Genomic DNA, 23,668 nt, shown 5'->3' on the forward strand with positions numbered 1-23,668 from the left:
ATGCGATCAAATGTGGGAGCGGGCTTGCTCGCGAAGAGGCCATCAGCCACACCACAACCCCCAGGTTAATTGCCTCACCCCCAGCCACCCGGTAAAGTGCCGCTCCCCCCGCAATGCCCGAGGCAGCCCCCATGACCCAGACCTTTGATATTGCCGTGATCGGCGCCACCGGCACCGTTGGCGAAACCCTGGTGCAGATCCTCGAAGAGCAGGACTTCCCGGTAGGCAGCCTGCACCTGTTGGCCAGCAGCGAGTCGGCCGGGCATTCGGTGCCGTTTCGTGGCAAGAACGTGCGGGTGCGGGAAGTCGATGAATTCGATTTCAGCAAAGTCCAACTGGTGTTCTTCGCCGCCGGCCCTGCGGTCACCTTGAGTTTTGCCCCGCGCGCCACCGCTGCGGGCTGCACCCTGATCGACTTGTCCGGCGCCTTGCCGGCCGATCAGGCGCCGCAGGTAGTGCCGGAAGCCAACGCGCAGATCCTCGATGGCCTGAAAAAACCTTATCAGGTCAGCAGCCCAAGCCCGTCGGCCACTGCCCTGGCCGTGGTGCTGGCGCCACTGCGCGGCTTGCTGGACATTGAGCGCGTCAACGTCACCGCCAACCTCGCTGTTTCCGCCCAGGGCCGTGAGGCTGTCAGCGAACTCGCCCGGCAGACCGCCGAGTTGTTGAATGTGCGCCCGCTGGAGCCGAAGTTCTTCGACCGGCAAATGGCTTTTAACCTGCTGGCCCAGGTCGGCAAGCCTGACGCGCAAGGCCACACCGCCCTGGAAAAACGCCTGGTGCACGAATTGCGCGCCGTGCTGGAAATGCCTTTGCTAAAGATTTCCGTCACTTGCGTTCAAGCCCCGGTGTTTTTTGGCGATAGCCTGACTGTGTCACTGCAATTGGGGGCAGCGGTGGATCTCGCTGCCGTCAACCGTGCCCTGGACTCGGCACCGGGTGTCGAATTGGTGGAAGAGGGCGATTACCCCACGGCTGTGGGCGATGCGGTCGGTCAGGACGTGGTCTACGTGGGCCGGGTTCGTGCCGGTGTTGATGACCCCGCGGAACTAAATATGTGGCTGGCGTCAGATAACGTACGCAAAGGGGCGGCACTGAACGCCGTACAGCTGGCGCAGTTGTTGATAAAAGGCCTTGTGTAAAAGATACTTGGCGGCAATTTGTAGATTGATTCTAGCCAAGCGCTATGCTTGGCCCCAAGCTGGAAAAATTGCGCGTCGGTGACCTATCGGCTCGCCATGCCTAATGGCAGCGGTTACCCACCTTCTCGCCGGCCGGGGAGTGTTCAAAAAGGATGAGGCTATGGTTCAAGTTCGCAAACTGGTGTTAGCAATAGCGGCCGCCTCGGCGCTGTCCTCCGGTATGGCGCAAGCACTGCAGCTTGGGGAGATGACCCTCAAGTCGAAGCTGAACCAGCCGCTGTCGGTGGAAATCGAGTTGCTCGATGTCGGTGGCCTGACCGCCTCCGAGATCACCCCCAGCCTCGCGTCGTCCCAGGCCTTTGTAGATGCGGGCGTCGATCGCCAGGCGTTCCTGAACGACCTGACCTTTACCCCGGTGGTCAATCCCAACGGCCGCAGTGTGGTGCGTGTCACCTCCAGCAAGCCGCTGCCGGATTCCTACGTGCGTTTCCTGCTGCAGGTGCAATGGCCCAACGGTCGCCTGATGCGCGACTACAGCGTGTTGCTGGACCCGGCCAAGTTCGACCAGTCGACCCCGGCCGCCGGTGCACCTGCACCCACGCCACGCTTGAGTGCGCCTGCGACGACGGCTCCGGCAGTCACCAAGGCCAAGGAACACACCACGACTTCCCGTGACACCTTGTGGGAAATCGCCGCGAAAAACCGCAATGGCGCCTCGGTGCAGCAGACCATGCTGGCCATTCAGGCGCTGAACCCTGACGCCTTTATCGACGGCAACATCAACCGCATGAAAACCGGCCAGGTCCTGCGCCTGCCGGATTCGGGGCAAAGCACCAGCCTGCCGCAGCCCGAGGCGATTGCTGAAGTGACGGCGCAAAACGCGGCGTGGCGCGAGGGCCGCCGTGGCGGCAATCAGCTCGCCGGCAAGGCGCAGCTGGACGCGACCAAGCGTACCCAGGCGGGTAATGCGCCGTCGCAGACCAATACCAAGGACAATTTGAGCCTGGTCTCGGCCGAAGCGGCCAGGAAGGGCGGGAAGGGCGCGGCGGGCGACAGCCGGGCCTTGAACAACAAGCTGGCGGTGACCCAGGAAAGCCTGGATTCGACCCGTCGCGAGAATGAAGAACTGAAAAGCCGCATGGCTGACCTGCAAAGTCAGCTGGACAAGCTGCAGCGGCTGATCGAGCTCAAGAATAACCAGCTGGCCAAGTTGCAGACCCCGGGTGGCGCTGCGGCGCAGCCTGCTGCAACGGCGGCGATGCCGGCCGAGCTGGCTGCACAACCGGCGGCGCCGGCAGCGGCAGCTCCGGCAGCAACCCCCGTGGCTGCGCCGGTCGAGACCCCGGTCAAGCCGGATGCGGCGCCTGCCAGCACTGAAGGTAAATTCAATGACCTGCTGACCAACCCGATCGTGCTGGGTGTGATCGGCGGCGCAGCGGGTTTGCTGGTGCTGTTGCTTCTGCTGCTGTGGGCCCGTCATCGCAATGCGCGGCTTGAAGAAGAAAAGCACCTGCGCATGGCACGGGCCCTGGCTGAAGAGCCGGAATTTGCGCCGAACATTGATCACGACCTGCCATCTGACAGTTTCGAAGGCCTTGATGTGCCGCCGCCGAACGTCAAGCTGGCTCCAGCTCCAGCTCCAGCTCCAGCTCCAGCTCCAGCTCCAGCTCCAGCCTCGGCGGCGGTGGTTGCCCCGGTGATTGCCCCGGTGGTCGCACCTGTTGCTGTGCAGCGTCCGACCGACGCCCTGGCGCAAGCCCAGTCGCATATCGACCGTGGCCACCTGAACCAGGCTGCGGAAGTGCTGGAAGATGCAATCAAGCAAGAGCCCGCCCGCAGCGACCTGCGTCTCAAGCTGATGGAAGTCCACGGCTTGCAGGGCAACAAGGACGGGTTTGTCACCCAGGAGCGCCAGTTGGTCGCCAATGGCGACAACCATGCCCAGGTCGAACAGCTGAAAAGCCGCTTCCCGGCCATGGCCGTGTTCGCAGCAGGCGTCAGCGCTGCCGTTGCCGCTGCCGCTCTCGACGCCCAATACGTCAAGGACCTGCTCAAGGACGACCCGGCACCGCCTGCACCTGAGCCTGTGCCGGACGCGTTTGACACTGACTTCGACCTCAGCCTGGACGATCTGGAGGCTGCTTCGCCAGCCGTGGTCCGCCCGACGTCGGACGACGACCTGAGCTTTGAATCGGTGCTGCAACAGCAGGCCGAGGCCAAGGCCAGCGCGGAAGACCTCTCGGATTTCGACCTGGACCTGCAACTCGATCCACCCTCGTCGACCCAGTCAGACGACGACTTCCTCTCCGGCCTTGAAGACCAGATGAAGGACCTGCCGCCGGTAGAGCCGCCGACACTGACGCCGGCCGACCTGGACGACCTCGACCTGCCGGAGGATTTCGACCTGTCCCTGGCCGACGAGCCCGAGGCGCCCGCAGCGGCCAAGCCGGACGCGTTTGCGTCGGAGCTTGATGATGTCAACGCCGAGCTGGATCGCCTGTCGCAAAGCCTGGAACATCCGCCAATCGAACCGTCCTTCACCGCCGACGACGCGGCGTTGGGTGGCGATGAGCCGGAATTCGACTTCCTCTCCGGTACCGACGAAGTGGCCACCAAGCTCGACCTGGCGCAGGCCTACATCGACATGGGCGATGCCGACGGGGCGCGGGACATTCTTGGCGAGGTGCTCAAGGAAGGCGATGACGGTCAGAAGGGCGAAGCCAAGGAAATGCTCAGCCGGCTGGCTTGATACGCGCGGTAAATACAACGGCAGCCTTCGGGCTGCCGTTTTGCCATCCAGGCACCAAATCCATGGCGTCCCAGGCGCGCGGCCTTATAATGGCCGCCTTTGCGCAACTCATCAGGCTCTCAGTTCTTGGCAAATATAGATAACGCGGCCGCCGAAATGGCGGCCGCAGGCTTTTTCAGAATCGCCCTGGGCGTGGAATACAAAGGCTCGCGCTATCGTGGCTGGCAACGCCAGGCCTCCGGTGTGCCGACGGTGCAGGAAACCCTGGAGAAGGCGCTGTCGAAAGTCGCCGACTCACCGGTGTCGCTGATGTGCGCCGGGCGGACCGATGCCGGCGTGCACGCTTGCGGGCAAGTGGTGCACTTTGACACTCAGGCCGAGCGCTCGATGAAGGCATGGGTGATGGGCGCCAATATCAACTTGCCCCACGACGTCAGCGTCAGTTGGGCCAAGGTGATGCCGGCGGACTTTCACGCGCGCTTCAAGGCCATCGCCCGGCGTTATCGCTATGTGATCTACAACGATCAGATCCGCCCGGCCCATCTCAACGAAGAAATCACCTGGAACCACCGCCCGCTGGACGCCGAGCGCATGGCCGAGGCGGCCCAGCATCTTGTAGGTGTCCACGATTTCAGCGCGTTCCGTGCCGGCCAGTGCCAGGCCAAGTCGCCGATCAAGGAGGTCCATCACCTGCGGGTGACGCGCCACGGCAAGATGATCGTGCTGGATATCCGCGCCGGCGCGTTCCTGCACCATATGGTGCGCAATATCGCCGGGGTGCTGATGACCATCGGTACCGGCGAACGCCCGGTGGAATGGGCCAGGGAAGTCCTGGCAAGCCGGATTCGCCGTACCGGCGGCGTCACGGCGCATCCGTTCGGCCTGTACCTGGTGGATGTGGAGTACCGCGACGAGTTCGAATTGCCCCAGCGATTCATCGGGCCACACTTCCTCACAGGTTTCAGCGAACTTGGCGGCTGACGCCCTCAAAAGCATTTGTTACCATCCGGGACTTTCCCGGACACGCCCTGAGGTTTCATCGACATGTCTGCCGTTCGCAGCAAGATTTGCGGGATTACCCGCATAGAAGACGCGTTGGCGGCGGTCGAGGCGGGGGCCGATGCCATCGGTTTCGTGTTTTATGCCAAAAGCCCGCGGGCGGTGAATGTGTTGCAGGCGCGGGCGATCATCGCCGCGTTGCCGCCGTTCGTGACCACCGTGGGGTTGTTCGTCAACGCCAGCCGCTGCGAGCTCAATGAAACCCTCGACGCCGTGCAACTGGACATGCTGCAGTTCCATGGCGATGAGAGCCCGGACGAGTGCGAGAGCTACCAGCGCCCGTACATCAAGGCGCTGCGGGTCAAGGCCGGGGATGATATTGCTGCGGCATGCGCTGCCTATGCCGGGGCTCGCGGGATTCTTCTCGACACCTACGTCGAAGGCGTTCCCGGTGGTACGGGCGAGGCGTTTGACTGGTCGTTGATTCCCGAAGGGTTGAGCAAGCCGATTATCCTCGCGGGCGGCCTGAATCCGGACAACGTGGCCAGTGCCATCCAGCAGGTTCGGCCGTATGCCGTGGACGTCAGCGGCGGGGTAGAGCAGGGCAAAGGCATCAAGGATCACGCAAGGATTCGCGCATTCATGCAGGCCGTGCGCGACAGCAGCGGGACGATGTGACGGCTGGCAGTCTGCCGCCGTCCATAACTACCACTGTGTAAAACAGCCCGGCGCCGCCTGTGGGAGGCCCGGAAATGAAGTGGCAACCCTGCACGGCAGGTTGTCTGGAAGGCTGAGGGCACAGGCAGGAAATGGCTGGTCGAACGTCTGACCCCGTCCAGTTTGTGTCATCGCCACATATGAATTTAGCTCAAGGGCATACGCGGGGCTGTGTTCAAGCCACCGGTACTGGAGAAAGAAAGCATGAGCAACTGGTTAGTAGACAAACTGATCCCTTCGATCATGCGTTCCGAGGTGAAGAAAAGCTCGGTTCCTGAAGGTCTTTGGCACAAGTGCCCATCCTGCGACGCGGTGCTGTACCGCCCGGAGCTGGAAAAGACCCTGGACGTTTGCCCCAAGTGCAATCACCACATGCGTATCGGCGCCCGCGCCCGCATTGATATTTTCCTCGACGCCGATGGTCGCTCCGAACTGGGCGCTGACCTGGAGCCGGTTGACCGTCTGAAGTTCCGCGACGGCAAGAAGTACAAGGACCGCCTGACCGCGGCCCAGAAGCAGACCGGTGAAAAGGACGCGCTGATTTCCGTCAGCGGCAAGCTGCTGGGCATGCCGGTGGTGGTTTCGGCCTTCGAATTCTCCTTCATGGGCGGCTCGATGGGCGCCATTGTCGGTGAGCGTTTCGTACGTGCCGCCAACTACGCGCTGGAAAACCGTTGCCCGATGATCTGCTTCGCCGCCTCCGGTGGTGCGCGGATGCAGGAAGCACTGATCTCGCTGATGCAAATGGCCAAGACCTCCGCGGTACTGGCGCGTCTGCGCGAAGAAGGTATTCCGTTCATCTCCGTGCTGACCGACCCGGTCTACGGCGGAGTGTCCGCCAGCCTGGCGATGCTGGGTGACGTGATCGTCGGTGAGCCGAAGGCGCTGATCGGCTTTGCCGGCCCGCGTGTTATCGAGCAGACCGTTCGCGAAAAACTGCCGGAAGGTTTCCAGCGCAGCGAGTTCCTGCTGGAGCACGGCGCGATCGACCTGATCATTCCGCGCGGCGAACTGCGTCCGCGCCTGGGTAGCCTGCTGGCGCAAATGATGGGCCTGCCGACACCTGTGTACGTCGCGCCTAAAATCGAGCCGATTGTCGTGCCACCGGTGCCTGCAAACATATGACCCAACGTACCCTGGGCGAATGGCTCGCCTACCTTGAGCAGTTGCATCCGTCAGCCATCGACATGGGCCTGGAGCGCTCGCAACAGGTAGCGGCCCGCCTCGGGTTGGGCCGGCCGGCGCCGCGTGTGATCACGGTGACCGGCACCAACGGCAAGGGCTCTACCTGCGCCTTTGTCGCGGCCTTGCTGCAAGCCCAGGGCCTGAAGGTCGGCGTGTACAACTCGCCGCACCTGCTGCGCTACAACGAGCGGGTGCAGCTCAATGGCGTCGAAGCCACTGACGAGCAACTCTGCGAAGCCTTCGCCGCACTTGATTCCGGGCGTGGCGAGATTTCCCTGACCTATTTCGAGATGGGCACCCTGGCGGCGTTCTGGCTGTTCGAGCGTGCGCAGCTGGATGTAGTGGTGCTGGAAGTCGGTCTGGGTGGGCGTCTGGACACGGTCAACGTGGTGGATGCCGACCTGGCGCTGATTACCAGTATTGGCGTCGACCATGCGGACTACCTGGGTAACACCCGTGAGTCCGTGGCCTATGAAAAAGCCGGGATCTTCCGCCAGGGCAAGTCTGCACTGTGCGGCGACCTGGACCCGCCGCATACCTTGCTGGACAAGGTGCGCGAGCTGGATTGCCCGTTCTTCCTGCGCGGGCGTGATTTCAATCTCGAGATTGGCGACCAATTCTGGCAATGGCGCGGGCTTGACGCGCGCGGTCAAACCGTCGAGTTGCGCGACTTGCCACTGCTGAACCTGCCGATGGAAAACGCCGCGCTCGCGCTGCAAGCCTACCTGTTGCTGGATTTGCCCTGGCATGCCGAGCAGATTGCCGCTACGTTGCAGGCTACTCGCGTGGTGGGGCGCCTTGACCGGCGCACGTTCGACTGGGAGGGCAAGCGCCTGAACCTGCTGCTGGACGTGGGGCATAACCCTCACGCCGCTGAATACCTGGCCAGGCGCCTGGCACGCACGCCGCCCGCCGGTCGCCGCCTCGCGGTGTTCGGGTTGTTGTCCGACAAGGACCTGGACGGCGTGGTTGCACCCTTGTTGGGTGACGTCCAGGCCTGGGCGGTTGCACCGCTGGATACGTCCCGCAGTCGTCCTGCCATCGAGTTGCAGGTTGCCTTGCAGAACCTTGGCGCGTCCGTGACGTCCCATGCAAGCGTGACAGCCGCCCTGGAAGCCCAGTGCGCGGTTGCGACGCCTGAGGATGAGATTCTGTTGTTCGGATCATTTTATTGTGTTGCCGAGGCGCTCGAATGGTTGGCCCGGCGCTCCACGGAGGAAGCTGCACATGGCATTACTGGATAGCGCATACAAGCAGCGAATGGTTGGAGCCCTGGTCCTGGTGGCGTTGGCGGTGATTTTCCTGCCGATGCTGTTTTCCCGTCAGGATGAGCAGCGCCAAGTGACCGTTGAAGCGCCAGCTGCGCCCCAGGCGCCTGCGGTGCCTCAGGTTCAGGTTGAGCCGGTGGTGGTTCCCGAGCCGCAAGCGCTGCCGGAAGAAGAGCCGGTGCCGACCGATGACGAAGTGGCTGCACAGCAAGCGCCGTCGATGCCGGTGCAGCCGAGCGTGCCGGTGGTTAAGCCTGCGCCTGCTGCTCCTGCAGTTGCTGCGAAGCCTGCGGCGCCAGCGCCAGCGCCAAAACCTGTGGCCCCGCAACCTGCGGCACCAGGCAAGCCGGACGTGGGCCAGAGCCGTATTGACCCGAATGGCTTGCCGATCAGTTGGTCGATCCAGCTGGCCAGCCTGGCTAACCGCGAAAGTGCTGATGCGTTGCAGAAGAAGCTGCGCACCCAGGGTTACAACGCCTATATCCGCAGCGCCGATGGCAAGAACCGGGTATTCATCGGGCCGCTGATCGAGCGCGCCGAAGCCGATCGCTTGCGGGATCTGTTGGATCGCCAGCAGAACCTCAAGGGTTTTGTGGTTCGCTTCCAGCCCGAAAAAGGCTGAGGCTGCAAGGATTCAAGCTGGAATGTGGTCAATGTGGGAGCGGGCTTGCTCGCGAAGCGGTGTATCAGTCAGCAGATTTATTGGCTGCCCCACCGCCTTCGCGAGCAGGCCCGCTCCCACAAGTGTTTTGGGTGTGCCGCAACAGGCCGGTTTCCCCTATAACTCATTGATTTCAAATGCACTGCCAATCACAGCTTACCGATAGCCCAGCGCTCTGCTAAAATGCGCCGCCTTATCCGTCTGTAGGCTGAACTGTGCCATTTACCTGGGTTGATTGGGCGATCGTTGCAATCGTCGCCATCTCCGCTTTGATCAGTCTGAGCCGCGGCTTCGTCAAAGAAGCATTGTCGCTGCTGACATGGATCATCGCAGGAGTTGTAGCCTGGATGTTCGGCGGTTCATTGTCTGTCTACCTGGCCGGATACATCGAGACACCTTCGGCTCGCGTCATCGCGGGCTGCGCCATCATGTTCATCGCCACGTTGTTGGTGGGGGCAATGGTCAATTATCTTATCGGCGAATTGATACGCGTCACCGGCCTCTCCGGGACCGATCGATTTCTCGGCATGGCCTTCGGCGCCGCGCGTGGCGGCTTGCTGGTGGTCGTGGCGGTCGGGCTGTTGAGCCTGGGGCCGGTACAGCAGGATTCGTGGTGGCAGGAGTCGGTACTCGTGCCAAAATTTCTATTGGTTGCAGATTGGTCCAAAAACCTCATTTTGGGGTGGAGCAGTCAGTGGCTGGCCAGCGGGATCAGCGTACCCGCTGATCTTCCGTTCAAGGAACACCTCTTGCCGGCCAAAACGCCTCAGTAAGTTGTGTTCAGTCAAGATTCATTAAGTAGGGGTTGCGTCGCATGTGTGGCATCGTCGGTATCGTCGGTAAGTCGAACGTGAATCAGGCGCTGTATGACGCGCTAACCGTCCTCCAGCACCGCGGCCAGGATGCTGCCGGTATTGTGACCAGCCACGACGGCCGGTTATTCCTGCGCAAGGACAATGGTCTGGTGCGTGACGTGTTCCATCAGCGCCACATGCAGCGCCTGGTCGGGCACATGGGCATTGGCCACGTGCGCTACCCGACAGCGGGCAGCTCGACCTCGGCCGAAGCCCAGCCGTTCTACGTCAACTCGCCCTATGGCATCACCCTGGCGCACAACGGCAACCTGACCAACGTTGAACAACTGGCCAAGGAGATTTACGAATCTGACCTGCGCCACGTCAACACCAACTCGGACTCCGAAGTACTGCTGAACGTGTTCGCCCACGAGCTGGCCCAGCGCGGCAAGCTGCAGCCGACCGAAGAAGACGTGTTCGCTGCCGTGACTGACGTGCACAACCGCTGCGTCGGTGGCTATGCGGTAGTGGCGATGGTGACCGGCTACGGTATCGTCGGTTTCCGCGACCCCCACGGCATCCGCCCGATCGTGTTCGGCCAGCGTCATACCGACGAAGGCGTCGAGTACATGATCGCTTCCGAAAGCGTGTCCCTGGACGTGCTGGGCTTTACCCTGATTCGCGACCTGGCGCCGGGCGAAGCGGTCTACATCACTGAAGACGGCAAGCTGCACACCCGTCAGTGCGCACTGAACCCGAAACTCACCCCGTGCATCTTCGAACACGTCTACCTGGCGCGTCCGGATTCGATCATCGACGGTGTTTCGGTGTACAAGGCGCGCCTGCGCATGGGCGAGAAGCTGGCGGACAAGATCCTGCGCGAGCGCCCGGATCACGACATCGACGTGGTTATCCCGATCCCGGACACCAGCCGCACCGCTGCGCTGGAGTTGGCGAACCACCTGGGCGTGAAATTCCGCGAAGGCTTCGTCAAGAACCGTTACATCGGCCGTACCTTCATCATGCCTGGCCAGGCTGCGCGCAAGAAGTCGGTGCGCCAGAAGCTCAACGCGATCGAGCTGGAGTTCCGCGGCAAGAACGTGATGCTGGTGGATGACTCCATCGTACGCGGCACCACCTGCAAGCAGATCATCCAGATGGCCCGCGAAGCCGGTGCGAAGAACGTTTACTTCTGTTCCGCCGCGCCTGCCGTGCGTTACCCGAACGTGTACGGCATCGACATGCCGAGTGCCCACGAACTGATCGCCCACAACCGTTCGACCCAGGACGTTGCGGACCTGATCGGCGCCGACTGGCTGATCTACCAGGACCTGCCGGACCTGATCGAAGCCGTCGGTGGTGGCAAGATCAAGATCGAGGAGTTCGATTGCGCGGTGTTCGACGGCAAGTACGTCACCGGCGATGTCGACGAGGCCTACCTGAACAAGATCGAGCAGGCCCGTAACGATTCCTCGAAGATCAAGACCCAGGCGGTCAGCGCGATCATCGACCTGTACAACAACTGAGTAGACACCGGCCCTGAGGGGCCGGTTTTGTATCTTTGATAAAGCATTCGAGTTGAGGAGTAGAGCATGAGTCAGGAATGGGATGCCGGTCGCTTGGACAGCGACCTCGATGGCGTAGCTTTCGATACCCTGGCTGTGCGCGCCGGCCAGCACCGCACCCCGGAAGGTGAGCACGGTGACCCGATGTTCTTTACCTCCAGCTATGTGTTCCGCACTGCGGCCGACGCCGCTGCGCGTTTTGCCGGTGAAGTGCCAGGCAACGTTTATTCGCGTTACACCAACCCGACCGTGCGCGCGTTCGAAGAGCGTATCGCCGCGCTGGAAGGCGCCGAGCAAGCTGTCGCCACTGCCACGGGCATGGCTGCGATTCTCGCGGTAGTCATGAGCCTGTGCAGCGCCGGCGACCACGTCCTGGTATCGCGCAGCGTGTTTGGTTCGACCATCAGCCTGTTCGAAAAGTACTTCAAGCGTTTTGGTATTGAAGTCGACTACGTGCCGCTGGCGGACCTGTCCGGCTGGGACGCGGCCATCAAGGCCAACACCAAATTGCTGTTCGTCGAGTCGCCGTCCAATCCGTTGGCCGAGCTGGTGGACATTGCCGCATTGTCCGAAGTGGCCCACGCCAAGGGCGCGATGCTGATCGTCGACAACTGCTTCTGCACCCCTGCATTGCAGCAGCCGCTGAAGCTGGGCGCAGACATCGTTGTGCACTCGGCCACCAAGTTCATCGACGGCCAGGGCCGTTGCATGGGTGGCGTGGTTGCCGGCCGCAGCGAGCAGATGAAGGAAGTGGTGGGCTTCTTGCGCACCGCCGGCCCGACCCTGAGCCCGTTCAACGCCTGGATCTTCCTTAAAGGCCTGGAGACCCTGAGCCTGCGGATGAAGGCCCATTGTGCCAACGCCCAGGCCCTGGCCGAGTGGCTGGAGCAGCAGGACGGCATCGAGAAAGTCCACTACGCCGGCCTCAAGAGCCACCCGCAACACGAGTTGGCCCAGCGCCAGCAACGTGGTTTCGGCGCCGTGGTGAGTTTCGAGGTCAAGGGCGGCAAAGAGGGCGCCTGGCGCTTTATCGATGCGACTCGCCTGATCTCCATCACCGCCAACCTGGGTGACAGCAAGACCACTATCACTCACCCGAGCACCACCTCCCACGGCCGCCTGGCGCCGCAGGAGCGTGAAGCTGCCGGGATTCGTGACAGCCTGATCCGCATTGCCGTAGGCCTGGAAGACGTCGCAGACCTGCAGGCCGACCTGGCCCGTGGGTTGGCTGCCCTGTGATCGAGTGGTCCATGGAGGCGGCGAGCGCCAGTAACGGGCGGGTCGCGCTGGTGACCGGCGCGGCGCGGGGCATCGGCCTGGGGATTGCCGCCTGGTTGATCAGCGAAGGCTGGCAGGTGGTATTGACGGACCTGGACCGTGAGCGCGGTTCCAAGGTGTCCAAGGTGCTCGGCGACAACGCCTGGTTTATTACCATGGACGTGGCCGATGAGCGGCAGGTTGCCCAGGGCGTGGCCGAGGTGCTTGGCCAGTTCGGGCGCCTGGATGCGCTGGTGTGCAATGCTGCCGTGGCTGACCCGCGCAACATCACCCTGGAAAGTCTCGACCTGGCTTACTGGAATCGTGTACTGGCGGTGAACCTCAGTGGTCCCATGTTGCTGGCCAAGCACTGTGCGCCCTACCTGCGGGCCCACGGCGGCGCCATCGTCAACCTGGCGTCGACCCGGGCACGCCAGTCGGAACCGGACACCGAAGCCTATGCGGCGAGCAAGGGCGGTTTGCTTGCCCTGACCCACGCGTTGGCTATCAGCCTCGGGCCGGAAGTACGGGTCAATGCCGTCAGCCCGGGCTGGATCGATGCCCGTGACCCGGCTGCACGCCGTGCCGAGCCGCTGACGGATGCGGATCACGCCCAGCACCCGGCGGGCAGGGTAGGCACTGTGGAAGACGTAGCGGCGATGGTGGCGTGGTTGCTGTCGCGCAATGCCGGGTTTGTCACCGGGCAAGAGTTCGTCGTCGACGGCGGCATGAGCAAGAAGATGATTTACACCGAGTAGGGCGGGTCGCGGTCCTGAAGCCATTTTGTCTTTTTCAGAAAAACTTCAAGCAGGCTATTGACTTAGGTCCGCTACCTGCGTAAATTTCGCGGCCTCAACGAAGCAAAGGGTGATTAGCTCAGCTGGGAGAGCATCTGCCTTACAAGCAGAGGGTCGGCGGTTCGATCCCGTCATCACCCACCACTTCTTGAGAGTTTTGCCCTAGGGCAAGACGCAACGTTAAAGGTTGCACCGACGCGCAGCGGTAGTTCAGTCGGTTAGAATACCGGCCTGTCACGCCGGGGGTCGCGGGTTCGAGTCCCGTCCGCTGCGCCATATTTTCCAGGTCTGATGTTTCAGATTTGAGATTGAACAGCCAAGGCTGGTCAGTCAGATGTTTGAAGGCGGTTGAAGGTGACACTTCAGCAGTCTGAGCGATACGCAGCGGTAGTTCAGTCGGTTAGAATACCGGCCTGTCACGCCGGGGGTCGCGGGTTCGAGTCCCGTCCGCTGCGCCATATCTGTTCCAGGGCCCACTGAACGCCCTGAGACGCCAAAGCAAGCCGCTGGCTTGGTTGGATCGATAGCAAAGACCCTGGTCGAAAGACCGGGGTTTTTTGTGTCTGCGATTGGGTGCCGGCGCGGCAAGTACAGGGGCCGGCAAGCCAGCCCCGTGGTCCGGGGTCAGAATCCCAGCTTGTCCCGCAACCCGTAATACCAGGCCCCCAGCGCCGCAAACGGCGTGCGCAACAGTTGTCCGCCGGGGAAGGGGTAGTGCGGCAGGCCGGCAAACGCATCAAAACGTTCTGCCTGGCCTCTCAGCGCTTCCGCCAGTACCTTGCCCGCCAAGTGGGTATACGTCACGCCATGGCCGCTACAGCCCTGGGAGTAGTAGATGTTATCCCCCAGGCGACCGACCTGCGGCAGGCGCGACAAGGTCAGCAGGAAATTGCCGGTCCAGGCGTAGTCGATCTTCACGTCCTTGAGCTGCGGGAAGGCCTTGAGCATCTTCGGCCGGATGATCGCCTCGATATTCGCCGGGTCACGCGCGCCGTACACCACGCCACCGCCGAAGATCAGGCGCTTGTCGCTCGTCAGGCGGTAGTAGTCCAGCAGGTAATTGCAGTCCTCGACGCAGTAATCCTGTGGCAGCAGCGTCTTCGCCAGTTCATCGCCCAGTGGTGCGGTGGTAATCACCTGCGTACCACACGGCATCGACTTGGCCGCCAGTTCCGGAACCAGGTTCCCCAGATAGGCGTTGCCCGCGACAATAATGAACTTGGCCCTGACCTTGCCGTGCGCCGTATGCACCACCGGATTGGCGCCGCGCTCGATGCGAGTCGCCGCCGACTGCTCATAAATGGTGCCGCCCAGGGACTCCACGGCTGCCGCTTCGCCCAGCGCCAGGTTCAGCGGGTGAATGTGCCCGCCGCTCATGTCGAGCAGGCCGCCCACATAGTTGTCACAGGCGACCACTTCTCGAATGCGCCGCTCGTCCAGCAGCTCCAGCTGGGTGTGGCCGTAGCGCTCCCACAGGCGCTTCTGCGACTCCAGGTGGCCCATGTGCTTGCTGTTCAGTGCCGCAAATACACCGCCGTCCTTCAGATCGCACTGGATCTGATACTTGGCCACCCGCTCCCGAATGATCCTGCCGCCTTCAAATGCCATGTCGCCGAGTAATTTCGCCTGCTGGGGGCCGACACTGCGCTCGATCACATCGATATCACGGCTGTAGCTGTTGACGATCTGCCCACCATTACGGCCCGACGCGCCAAAGCCTACCTTGGCAGCTTCCAGCACTGTCACGCTAAAGCCGTTTTCCAGCAGGAACAGCGCACTGGACAGGCCGGTATAACCGGCGCCAATCACGCACACATCGGTTTCGACTTCACCTTGCAGCTCTGGGCGAGGAGGTACCGCATTCGCAGACGCGGCGTAATACGACTGGGGGTAGGGGGTGTTCGCCATCCTGGAACCTCTGTTTTATATTTTTTACGAGTGCGCCGATCCTACCTGAGTTGAAAATCCGCTGCCAGCCGCCGGAAAATACGGTTGTGCTGGCCACAAATAAAAAATTCGCATATTCATAGGCTTAGCTGCAAAAAAGGTGTTGACACCCCTCGGGAATTCCGTAGAATGCCGCCTCACAGCAGGCACGTAGCTCAGTTGGTTAGAGCACCACCTTGACATGGTGGGGGTCGTTGGTTCGAGTCCAATCGCGCCTACCAAACAAAATCCGCTCTGCTGGGCGGTCTAGAAGGGCTCACCGAAAGGTGGGCCCTTTTTTGTTGCGATTTGCGAAGCCTTTGCAACCTACCCCCTCAGAATGACGATTCGGCGGCTCCTCCTGGCTTGTCGATTTTTTCCCGTTGCGCCTTTCTGAGCGTGCTTCGGCATCTTCTTTTCCCGTCTCCCATGAGCCTCACTGAACGCGATAACGGCTTGATCACGCGTCCGGCGCGTGTGATGCGTATGTCGGTGTCTGTGGGCAATAAAGTGAGCATTGAGAATGCTGCTTTTGTAGGATTTTTAGCTGTATGCATGTACAGTTGTTTCGCCGAAAAATGGCCATGGGAAATCAGGAGAAGTCATATGTCAATTTACATCGATACCCCTTATGTTTTTACCCCGAATCCCTCTGCGGATAACGGCCCTCAACTCCAGTCGGTGATGAAGGCCGGATACCGTTGGATTCAAATCAATGGCACTGACTGCCCTATCGGGACAACAGTCCTGCTAAACCGTGATGACAACTGGCCTTACAGTGGGCAGATCATCGAGCCTGCCCCAGGGATCGATAAGGTCACTATTGACGTTTCAGGGATCGGCCGTAACCCGCTGGACCCCACAGATCCAAGTTATGCCGCCATCGACTACCAAGGCAATGTTCGCCCGGGCAGTTATTTGACCGCGCCGGCCTACGTCAATACGACCGAAATCTCCGTGGCCGACACGACTCCGTACACAAACGGTTCCTGGATCGTCATCTCGGACGCTTCAACCGATTTTGCAACCTACCCGATGCCACTCGACGGCCCGCTGGAGGTTCGCCAGGTTATTTATGTGCTGGCTAACTCATTGATTGTTAATCGCGTAATCAAACGTGATCATCCCCAGGGCGCAATCGTGGCTTTATGTGACCCGATTAAAAACGTGTACATCCGCAACCTTGAATTCACCGGGGACGCTGCGGTAGGGCTGCATCTGCACTACGCACAACACTGTGTGATCGAGAACATCACGTCGGTCGACTGGACTGGGCGCTGCATGCTGCTGCTGGACAACGGTGGTGAGTACAACACCATTCTTGATAGTTATTGCACGGCTACAGAGCCAGGTGTCGATCCTGAACAGACCGCCTGGGGTGTCGTCATCGAGGGGCAGGACTCTACCCGCGTGATTAATTCAGGTGGTGAAAATTGCGGCTTGGGGATGGGGATGAATTACAGCATTGATTGTGTGTCGATTAACGCAAGGGCTCGCCTCAATACAGTAAACGTTGGGGTCTATACCGCATCCATTCGTACGGGGTTCCTTCGACCTGCGACCGAATCCCCTCTGATCCTGGATAACGTCATCACTTCAGACTGCGTTGATTGCTATATGGTTGAACCCATACCTTTTTCCGGATAATCATGGAAAAAAAGCCCGCATTGAGCGGGCTTTTTTATTGGAAATATTTATTCCCAGGGTATAGGTTCGCGGCCAGCGCCGTTGCGACGCCCAGCAACAGAGCGGCCGCAATTGTCCCTTGGTAATCATTGGCCAACACAGAAGCACGGCCAGGTAGGGCAGATTCGAATGGGCGCTGAGTCGGCAGGATGCCGCGGAACCTGTAAAGCGCCCGTCCAGACGCAGTTCTGCAGCCATTGTCATGCACTCGATTTTCTCGTCGTGCCCCTTCAGATTGCGCTTCGCAAGTCTTTCGCCTGAACGTCCTGGGGATTCCGTTCGGCAACGTTAGGACTTTTCCGAGGTTAAAGATGGCGTCGTACTACTACTCTTCCTGTGTTGTTCCGAAGGATCGATAGGCATGCCCCGATTCGTCATAAATAACTACAGAGAGCTGCCCCATGCTTCAACTCGACTTCTATTCAACGCTGGTCGCCGCCTCCCTGGTGCTTTTACTTGGGCGCGGGCTGGTCGCTCGAGTCGGTTTCCTGCGCACTTACAATATTCCGGAGCCGGTGGCCGGCGGTTTAGTGGTGGCGGTGCTGCTCCTGGTCCTGCGTATGCTCGCTGGCATTGAGGTCCGGTTTGATTCGTCGCTGCAGACGCCACTGATGTTGGCTTTCTTTGCCACCATTGGTTTGAATGCGGATTTCGCCAGCCTGAAGAAAGGCGGGCGGGTGCTGGGGATTTTCCTGCTGGTGGTGACGGCGCTCCTGGTGGTCCAGAACGCGATGGGGATTGCGCTGGCCAAGGCGCTGGGGCTCGATCCGTTGATGGGGTTGTTGGCGGGCTCCATTACGCTGTCGGGTGGGCACGGGACCGGCGCGGCCTGGGGCGCGGTGTTCAGCGAGAAGTATGGCGTGGCGTCGGCGTCCGAACTGGCCATTGCTTCCGCGACCTTTGGCCTGGTGCTCGGCGGCCTGATTGGCGGCCCGGTCGCTCGCCTGCTGATCAAGCGCGTCCAGACGCCCGCCCTGGCGCCGGTACAACCGTGTGGGCCAAAAGGATTCGAGCAGCCGAATCAAGAGCGCATGATCACCTCCTTCTCGTTTATCGAGACCCTGGCGCTGCTCGCCATCAGCCTGCAAGTGGGCACGTTCCTCAGCGGTTTTATCCAGGGCACGGCCTTTGAGCTGCCGACGTTTGTGTGTGTCTTGTTTGTCGGTGTGGTGTTGCGTAATGGCCTGTCGGCGCTGGGCTGGCACCAGGTATTCGAGCGCGAAGTCTCGGTGCTAGGGAACGTCAGCCTGTCGTTGTTCCTGGCGATTGCATTGATGTCGCTCAAGCTCTGGGACCTCGCCGCGCTGGCCCTGCCGATTTTCATCCTGCTGGCTGCGCAGGCGTTCATGATGGCGCTGTTTGCGATTTTCGTGACGTTCCGGGTGATGGGGAGCAACTATGACGCGGCGGTCCTGGCGGCGGGGCACTGCGGTTTCGGGCTCGGTGCCACGCCAACTGCCATTGCGAACATGCAGGCGGTGACCCAGCGTTTCGGGCCATCGCAGATTGCATTTCTGGTGGTGCCGATGGTGGGCGCCTTTTTCATCGATATCACCAATGCGATCGTGATCAAGTTGTACCTGGCGCTGCCGTTCCTGGGCGTCGCGGGATAAACGCGGTTTACCGGATTTGCCGTTTAATGACTCGCCAGGTCCTGCTTGCCCAGGACCTCGTCAATCACCCCAAGCTGCCAGGTGAAATACGGATTGAACGTCAACCGCGCGTGCATCTTGCCCGGCTCACGGTAGCCCCAGTCCGAATACCACACGTCGGCCCCTTGTTCGCAGGCGCGGGTTGCGTCGTCCGTCTGGCCGTTCCAGCAAAACCGCAGGCTGCCCTGTTCGCCATACAGAGCGTTGTCGGGTGAGAACAGCAACCCCATGTGGGAGAACTGGCTGATCCTTAACTCCGGCAGGTAGTCGGTACGCGCTTTTACACGGCGTGTATCCCAGGCGCTCTCTGGCAATGTGCCGTACCAGGCGAGGCGGCTATGGGGGTTGCTGAAGCGTTGCTGGAAGGTCTCCAGCACGTAGTGCGTATCGAGTACTGAGTCGTGGGCTGCGACGGCAATGAACACCGGCTTGTCATAGGGGCGCCGCTCCAGGTCCTGGCGGGCTAGCCGGCTGCTGCGGTAGAACTGGGCAAAACCGTTGGTGGGCACTGTCATGTAGCGCACCAGGCTCTGTTGTGGCCGGCTGGCGTCTGGCGCCAGCAGCCAGGGGCGCGCCCAACTGATCAGGGGTGTCAGCCAGTCGTAGGTCATGCTGGACTGGAACGCGGGAGAGAACAGCAGCAGCCCCGCGACGTCGTCGTGTTTGTAGGCGTAGTCGAGTACCAGGTTGGCGCCGGTGGAAAAGCCGCCGAGGTAGATTTCTCCTACCTCTGCGCGAAGGATCGCAGCCTGTTCGTCCACCACCCGGCGCCAGTCTTCCATGCGTACCTGCAGCATGTCGGCCGGTTGCGTGCCGTGGCCGGGCAGCAGCACGGTCCTGACCAGAAAGCCGCGGGCGGCCAGTGCGCTGCCGATATCGTGGAAAGACCAGGGTGAGTCACCCAGGCCATGCACGAGAATGATCCCGCGCTTGGGGGCACCCGCCGGGCGCCATTCCTGCGGGGCGTTCCAGTTGAGTTCGGCATCCTTGTCGGTGCCCTGGAAGTCACGATGGTCCCGCAGCCATTGCAAGGTAGCGGCGCGATACGCTTCGAATGACTTCTGGCCAAGCGGCATGCCCGGTTCTGCCAGGGCTGTCGTGCAGAGCAATAGGGCGAGCATGCCGCAAGCAAGGCTTCGGAGCGTTCTGCGCATCGATGGACGGGGCTGCATACAGGTGTGGTTGTTCAAGGCAGGTTCTCAACGGAGCGTAACCGTAAGGTCATGCACGATAATGACCTGCCTTGTATCGCCGAAAGTGCGAAACAGTAGCAAGACGTTTCCGATGATCTCAGAATCGATCCAGCCGGTAGGGCCCAAGTGCGGGCAGCCCGTTGGACGCGGCCGTAGGCGATGCCAGCCGTGCAATCAACTCCGCCGTCACCGCAGCCTGCGTCAGGCCCAAATGCTGATGCCCAAAGGCAAGCAGCACCTTGCCCTCGCACACCTTGTCGATAATCGGCAGCGAGTCCGGCAGGGAAGGGCGAAACCCCATCCACGGCGTCGCGTCCTCGGCACTCAAGTCACGACGAAACAGCCCCTGGCTCAGTCGATGCAACTGCCACGCGCGTTCCATGTTCGGTGGGCGATCAAGGCCGGCGAACTCCACGGTACCTGCCAGCCGCAATCCGCCGTCCATGGGCGTCATGATGAACTTGCGCTCCAATGACGTGACCGCAAACGGCAACCGTCCATGCTCATGGGGCAACATCAGGTGATAGCCGCGCTCTGTATCCAGCGGGACCTTTTTGCCAGTCAGTGCGCCGGTCAGGCTGGCTGAGTGCGCACCGCATGCGATCAACACCTGACGCGCGGCCACGGTGCCTTGGTCAGTCCGCAATGAAACTCCGTGCTCGTCCAGCTTCCCGCCCACGACCTGGCGCTTGAGAAATTGCACCCCGCTGGCCTTGGCCGCTTCCATCAGCTCGCAAACCACCCCATAGGGATCGAGAAAATGCCCGGTGCGAGGAAAGAACAACCCGCCCTGAATCCCTTTGCTGAGTTGTGGCGCCGCGTCCTGCACCACGCTGGCGTGCCAGTGGTCCACCGGCACTTCCTGCTGACTCATGCGTGCCTGCAATGCATCAATGGCCTGTCGCGACTCGGCGCGCTCGAAGACCAGCAACGAGCCGTCTTCGCGCATCAGGTGCGGGCGCTCGATGCTGCCCAGCAGCCGGTGCCAGGCGCCCAGGCTGCCTTCATTGAGCGCGCGGATCCCGGCGACGGTGCGCTGGAAGGGCGCCGGGCGCAGGTTCAGCAGCAGCCGGGTAAACCACGGCAGTGCACGCGGCAGGTATTTCCAGTCCAGGCGCAGCGGGCCCATCGGGTCCATGAGCATGGCGGGCAAACGCGTCAGGATCGACGCATCCGCGATGGGGAACACTTGCTCGGTCGCCAGGTGGCCGGCATTGCCGAACGAGGCGCCGTGGCCGGGTTCCTGCTGATCGATGATGACCACCCGCCGGCCCTGGCGCGCCAGTTGCAGCGCGCAGGCGACGCCGATGATGCCGGCGCCCACTACGGCGACGTCTGGCATGACGTTATCGGACATGTTCTAGGCTTCCCTCTGACCGTCGAGCAAGCGCCGCAGCAGCAATGGGTTGCCGTGTTGCAGGGCCGTCGGCAGCAAGCTATCCGGGAAATCCTGGTAGCACACCGGCCGCAGGAATCGCAGGATCGCGGCGGTGCCCACCGAGGTGGTGCGTGAGTCCGAGGTGGCCGGGAATGGTCCGCCGTGCACCATCGCATCACACACTTCAACGCCGGTCGGCCAGCCGTTGACCAGCAGGCGGCCGGCCTTGCGTTCCAGGGTCGGCAGCAGCGCGCGGGCAGTTGCCAGGTCGTCGTCATCCAGATGCAGGGTTGCGGTCAGTTGGCCCTCCAGGTGTTCGCTGACCCGGCGGACCTCATCGACGTTGGCACATTGCACGATCAATGACGCGGCGCCGAATATCTCGGCTTGCAGGCTGTGATTGGCGAGAAAGTCCCGGGCCTGGGTCACGAACAAATGGGCCTGTCCCTGGTTCGGCCCTTCTGCCGGCAGACCGGTACCTGCGAGCTGAGCATGCCGGGTCAGGGCGCTGACGCCGTCTTCGTAAGCCTTGAAGATCCCCGGTGTCAGCATGGTCTGGGCAGTGCTGTGTTGAAGCAGGTTGGCAGCCGTGCCGACGAAGTGGTCCAGCGCTTGCCCTGCAACGGCAATCACCAGCCCGGGGTTGGTGCAGAACTGGCCGGCACCCTGGGTCAGGGACGCGACAAAACCTTGTGCCAATGCTTCACCGCGTGCGCTCAACGCAGCGGGAAACAGGTAGACCGGATTGATCGAGCTCATCTCTGCATACACCGGGATCGGCTCGGGGCGCGCCTGGGCCGCCTGGCACAAGGCAATACCGCCGCTGCGCGAGCCGGTGAAACCCACGGCCTTGATGCGCGGATCGCACACCAGCGCGATACCGACCTCGCGGCCCGAGCCATACAACAGCGAAAACACACCCTCAGGCAGGCCACATTGCTGAACGGCCCGGGCCACCGCGCGGCCCACCAGTTCGCTGGTGCCAGGATGCGCGCCGTGTGCCTTCACGATCACCGGGCAACCGGCCGCCAGTGCCGACGCTGTATCACCGCCCGCCACCGAGAATGCCAGCGGAAAATTGCTCGCGCCGAACACGGCCACCAGCCCCAGCGGTACGTGGCGTTGACGCAGGTCCGAGCGAGGCAGCGGCTGGCGTTCCGGTTGTGCAGTATCCACCCGCACATCCAGCCATTCACCCGCGCGCACGGTGCGGGCAAAGGTGCGCAATTGTTGGCAGGTGCGCCCGCGTTCGCCCTGGATGCGTGGGCGCGGCAGGCCGGTCTCGGCCATCGCCCGTTCAATCAGTTCATCGCCCAGGGCTTCGATTTCGTTGGCGATGGTTTCAAGGAATTCGGCGCGAGCCGCCAACGGCGTTTCGCGATAGTTATCGAAGGCGCTCCAGGCCAGGGCGCAAGCCTGGTCTACATGCTCGGCAGTGCCGCCGGCGTAGGCGGGTTCCAACGCAAGGTTGGTGGCAGGATTGATCGCCCGGATGGCCTCGCGGCTGCCTGGAATGGAGTGCTGACCAATCAGCATGGTGCCCGTCAGAGTCATGGCGTAGTCCTGGAAAGTAAAGATTGGCTTGGCGAAGAGAATCCACTGTGGGAGCTGTCGAGCCCCAGCGAGGCTGCGATGCAGGCGCTGCGGTCTGGCAGGTACACCGCAGTGATCCCATCGCAGCCTCGCCGGAGCTCGACAGCTCCCACATTTGATCTTTGCTGCCTTGAATAGTGTTAAACGACGTTCTGCTCGGCCGACCAGTTGGCGTACCACTGGCGGAACAGCGCGTACTGGTTCTCTGCATAACGACGCTGGGCATCGCTGAGGGTATCGGTCTCGTTGAAGTGCAGGGTGTATTCCTTGTCGCCGTTGAGCACCATCAGATGTTTGTAGAACAGCACCAGGTCGCAGCCTTCGTCGAAGGACGACAGCACCGCCAGCGCCGACTCCAACTCCCGCGCCTGGCGACGTGCAGTGGCGTCGCCCTTGGCGGCTTTCTTGCTCAAGGCCACCAGTTGCAGGACTTCCCGTGGCAGTGCATTGCCGATGCCGGTGATTGCGCCGGTGGCGTTGCAGTTGACGAAGCCGTGCACCACTTGGGTATCCACGCCGACCATCAAGGTCACGTCATCGTCCTTGGAGGTGATGTGTTCGGCCGCGTAGCGCAGGTCTGCAGCACCGCCGAATTCCTTGAAGCCGATCAGGTTCGGGTACTCGCGACGCAGTTCGAAGAACAGGTCGGCGCGGGTGGCGAAGCCGTAGTAAGGGCTGTTGTAGATCACCGCCGGCAGGTTTGGCGCCGCCTTGAGGATGGCTGCAAAGTGATCTTTTTGCGCCGTCGCCGATGCGCCACGGGACAGCACCCGCGGGATGACCATCAAACCATGGGCGCCGACCTTCGCCGCATGCGCTGCATGGGCCACGGCTTCACGGCTGTTGACCGCGCCGGTGCCGACGATGGTCGGCACACCGGCGGCCACCAGGCGCGCCACGCCTTCCTGGCGCTCGGCCTCGGTCAGCAACGGCCAGTCGCCCATGGAGCCGCAGTACACCACCGCGCTCATGCCGATATCGATCAGTTCGCGGCCCTTGGCGACCAGTGCGTCAAAGTCCGGTTTGCGCTGGGCGGTGCACGGCGTCATCAATGCGGGGATGCAACCGGTGAAGATAGTGGTATTCATTGTTTCAGCTCCAGTTTG

Annotated in this window: 18 protein-coding genes and 4 tRNA genes; 17 read left to right on the forward strand and 5 right to left on the reverse strand. The window is 61.8% G+C overall.

The features are described 5' to 3' along the window. Positions 1–131 precede the first annotated feature (131 nt). The 14 genes from HX873_RS25875 to HX873_RS25940 all read left to right on the forward strand — a co-directional run bounded on the left by HX873_RS25875 (position 132) and on the right by HX873_RS25940 (position 13,592). Positions 132–1,142, forward strand: coding sequence for an aspartate-semialdehyde dehydrogenase (locus HX873_RS25875; RefSeq protein ID WP_177123403.1), 1,011 nt, complete (start codon positions 132–134; stop codon positions 1,140–1,142). 160 nt (positions 1,143–1,302) lie between these two features. Then, complete coding sequence (locus tag HX873_RS25880; RefSeq protein ID WP_177123404.1) at positions 1,303–3,891, forward strand: FimV family protein; 2,589 nt, start codon at positions 1,303–1,305, stop codon at positions 3,889–3,891. A 156-nt stretch (positions 3,892–4,047) separates the two neighbouring features. Continuing rightward, a complete protein-coding gene (truA, locus tag HX873_RS25885) occupies positions 4,048–4,872 on the forward strand; it encodes a tRNA pseudouridine(38-40) synthase TruA (protein ID WP_177123412.1) in 825 nt (274 codons plus the stop codon). Between the two features lie 63 nt (positions 4,873–4,935). After that, a complete protein-coding gene (locus tag HX873_RS25890) occupies positions 4,936–5,568 on the forward strand; it encodes a phosphoribosylanthranilate isomerase (RefSeq protein WP_102606396.1) in 633 nt (210 codons plus the stop codon). A gap of 243 nt (positions 5,569–5,811) precedes the next feature. Further along, positions 5,812–6,732 (forward strand): acetyl-CoA carboxylase, carboxyltransferase subunit beta, encoded by a 921-nt coding sequence (gene accD, locus HX873_RS25895; RefSeq protein WP_003212675.1) that lies wholly within the window; start codon positions 5,812–5,814, stop codon positions 6,730–6,732. Next, positions 6,729–8,036, forward strand: coding sequence for a bifunctional tetrahydrofolate synthase/dihydrofolate synthase (gene folC / locus HX873_RS25900; protein WP_177123405.1), 1,308 nt, complete (start codon positions 6,729–6,731; stop codon positions 8,034–8,036). The genes accD and folC overlap by 4 nt, the downstream gene beginning before the upstream one ends. Beyond that, positions 8,020–8,682 (forward strand): SPOR domain-containing protein, encoded by a 663-nt coding sequence (locus HX873_RS25905; protein WP_087693954.1) that lies wholly within the window; start codon positions 8,020–8,022, stop codon positions 8,680–8,682. Before folC ends, HX873_RS25905 begins: the two co-directional genes overlap by 17 nt. 254 nt (positions 8,683–8,936) lie before the next feature. Next, entirely contained in the window at positions 8,937–9,494 is a 558-nt protein-coding gene (locus HX873_RS25910; RefSeq protein ID WP_003212681.1) for a CvpA family protein, read from the forward strand. 41 nt (positions 9,495–9,535) lie between these two features. Beyond that, positions 9,536–11,041, forward strand: a complete 1,506-nt coding sequence (purF, locus tag HX873_RS25915; RefSeq protein ID WP_003212683.1) for an amidophosphoribosyltransferase — start codon at positions 9,536–9,538, stop codon at positions 11,039–11,041. 66 nt (positions 11,042–11,107) lie between these two features. Beyond that, on the forward strand, positions 11,108–12,319 hold the full coding sequence (locus HX873_RS25920; protein ID WP_008438742.1) for an O-succinylhomoserine sulfhydrylase: 1,212 nt from the start codon (positions 11,108–11,110) through the stop codon (positions 12,317–12,319). 11 nt (positions 12,320–12,330) lie between these two features. Then, a complete protein-coding gene (locus HX873_RS25925) occupies positions 12,331–13,095 on the forward strand; it encodes an SDR family oxidoreductase (RefSeq protein WP_003212687.1) in 765 nt (254 codons plus the stop codon). A gap of 107 nt (positions 13,096–13,202) precedes the next feature. Then, positions 13,203–13,278, forward strand: a tRNA-Val gene (locus tag HX873_RS25930). A 55-nt stretch (positions 13,279–13,333) separates the two neighbouring features. Then, positions 13,334–13,410: transfer RNA gene (locus HX873_RS25935), tRNA-Asp, on the forward strand. A 105-nt stretch (positions 13,411–13,515) separates the two neighbouring features. Next, positions 13,516–13,592, forward strand: a tRNA-Asp gene (locus HX873_RS25940). A gap of 166 nt (positions 13,593–13,758) precedes the next feature. Here HX873_RS25940 and HX873_RS25945 read toward each other — a convergent pair. Continuing rightward, positions 13,759–15,042 carry an FAD-binding oxidoreductase gene (locus HX873_RS25945; protein ID WP_008438740.1) on the reverse strand — a complete coding sequence of 428 codons (1,284 nt, stop codon included), beginning with the start codon at positions 15,040–15,042 and terminating at the stop codon, positions 13,759–13,761. Between the two features lie 183 nt (positions 15,043–15,225). Between HX873_RS25945 and HX873_RS25950 the strand changes: the two genes are divergently transcribed. The 3 genes from HX873_RS25950 (at position 15,226) to gltS (ending at position 18,359) form a co-directional block, all read left to right on the forward strand. Continuing rightward, positions 15,226–15,302 (forward strand) — tRNA-Val (locus tag HX873_RS25950). 187 nt (positions 15,303–15,489) lie between these two features. Beyond that, entirely contained in the window at positions 15,490–16,707 is a 1,218-nt protein-coding gene (locus tag HX873_RS25955) for a hypothetical protein (RefSeq protein WP_256349668.1), read from the forward strand. Positions 16,708–17,147: 440 nt separating this feature from the next. Continuing rightward, positions 17,148–18,359, forward strand: coding sequence for a sodium/glutamate symporter (gene gltS, locus HX873_RS25960; protein WP_177123406.1), 1,212 nt, complete (start codon positions 17,148–17,150; stop codon positions 18,357–18,359). Between the two features lie 23 nt (positions 18,360–18,382). Here gltS and HX873_RS25965 read toward each other — a convergent pair whose 3' ends face one another. From HX873_RS25965 to HX873_RS25980, 4 genes are all read right to left on the reverse strand, one after another. Continuing rightward, entirely contained in the window at positions 18,383–19,474 is a 1,092-nt protein-coding gene (locus tag HX873_RS25965) for a carboxylesterase (RefSeq protein WP_250884727.1), read from the reverse strand. Between the two features lie 214 nt (positions 19,475–19,688). Continuing rightward, entirely contained in the window at positions 19,689–20,948 is a 1,260-nt protein-coding gene (locus HX873_RS25970; protein WP_177123407.1) for an FAD-binding oxidoreductase, read from the reverse strand. A gap of 3 nt (positions 20,949–20,951) precedes the next feature. Continuing rightward, positions 20,952–22,523, reverse strand: coding sequence for an aldehyde dehydrogenase (NADP(+)) (locus tag HX873_RS25975; protein ID WP_177123408.1), 1,572 nt, complete (start codon positions 22,521–22,523; stop codon positions 20,952–20,954). Positions 22,524–22,702: 179 nt separating this feature from the next. Continuing rightward, the gene (locus HX873_RS25980) at positions 22,703–23,650 is read right to left on the reverse strand and encodes a dihydrodipicolinate synthase family protein (RefSeq protein WP_177123409.1); all 948 of its coding nucleotides are present in this window, start codon (positions 23,648–23,650) and stop codon (positions 22,703–22,705) included. Positions 23,651–23,668 lie beyond the last annotated feature (18 nt).

It is taken from the genome of Pseudomonas sp. P7758, from assembly GCF_013386485.1.
Lineage (GTDB): Bacteria > Pseudomonadota > Gammaproteobacteria > Pseudomonadales > Pseudomonadaceae > Aquipseudomonas.

Coding starts and splice junctions, on each gene's coding strand:
- HX873_RS25875 (WP_177123403.1), top strand. CDS start 132: ATGACCCAGACCTTTGATATTGCCGTGATCGGCGCCACCGGCACCGTT.
- HX873_RS25880 (WP_177123404.1), top strand. CDS start 1,303: ATGGTTCAAGTTCGCAAACTGGTGTTAGCAATAGCGGCCGCCTCGGCG.
- truA (WP_177123412.1), top strand. CDS start 4,048: ATGGCGGCCGCAGGCTTTTTCAGAATCGCCCTGGGCGTGGAATACAAA.
- HX873_RS25890 (WP_102606396.1), top strand. CDS start 4,936: ATGTCTGCCGTTCGCAGCAAGATTTGCGGGATTACCCGCATAGAAGAC.
- accD (WP_003212675.1), top strand. CDS start 5,812: ATGAGCAACTGGTTAGTAGACAAACTGATCCCTTCGATCATGCGTTCC.
- folC (WP_177123405.1), top strand. CDS start 6,729: ATGACCCAACGTACCCTGGGCGAATGGCTCGCCTACCTTGAGCAGTTG.
- HX873_RS25905 (WP_087693954.1), top strand. CDS start 8,020: ATGGCATTACTGGATAGCGCATACAAGCAGCGAATGGTTGGAGCCCTG.
- purF (WP_003212683.1), top strand. CDS start 9,536: ATGTGTGGCATCGTCGGTATCGTCGGTAAGTCGAACGTGAATCAGGCG.
- HX873_RS25920 (WP_008438742.1), top strand. CDS start 11,108: ATGAGTCAGGAATGGGATGCCGGTCGCTTGGACAGCGACCTCGATGGC.
- HX873_RS25925 (WP_003212687.1), top strand. CDS start 12,331: ATGGAGGCGGCGAGCGCCAGTAACGGGCGGGTCGCGCTGGTGACCGGC.
- HX873_RS25945 (WP_008438740.1), bottom strand. CDS start 15,042: ATGGCGAACACCCCCTACCCCCAGTCGTATTACGCCGCGTCTGCGAAT.
- HX873_RS25955 (WP_256349668.1), top strand. CDS start 15,490: ATGAGCCTCACTGAACGCGATAACGGCTTGATCACGCGTCCGGCGCGT.
- gltS (WP_177123406.1), top strand. CDS start 17,148: ATGCTTCAACTCGACTTCTATTCAACGCTGGTCGCCGCCTCCCTGGTG.
- HX873_RS25965 (WP_250884727.1), bottom strand. CDS start 19,474: ATGCCGCTTGGCCAGAAGTCATTCGAAGCGTATCGCGCCGCTACCTTG.
- HX873_RS25970 (WP_177123407.1), bottom strand. CDS start 20,948: ATGTCCGATAACGTCATGCCAGACGTCGCCGTAGTGGGCGCCGGCATC.
- HX873_RS25975 (WP_177123408.1), bottom strand. CDS start 22,523: ATGACTCTGACGGGCACCATGCTGATTGGTCAGCACTCCATTCCAGGC.
- HX873_RS25980 (WP_177123409.1), bottom strand. CDS start 23,650: ATGAATACCACTATCTTCACCGGTTGCATCCCCGCATTGATGACGCCG.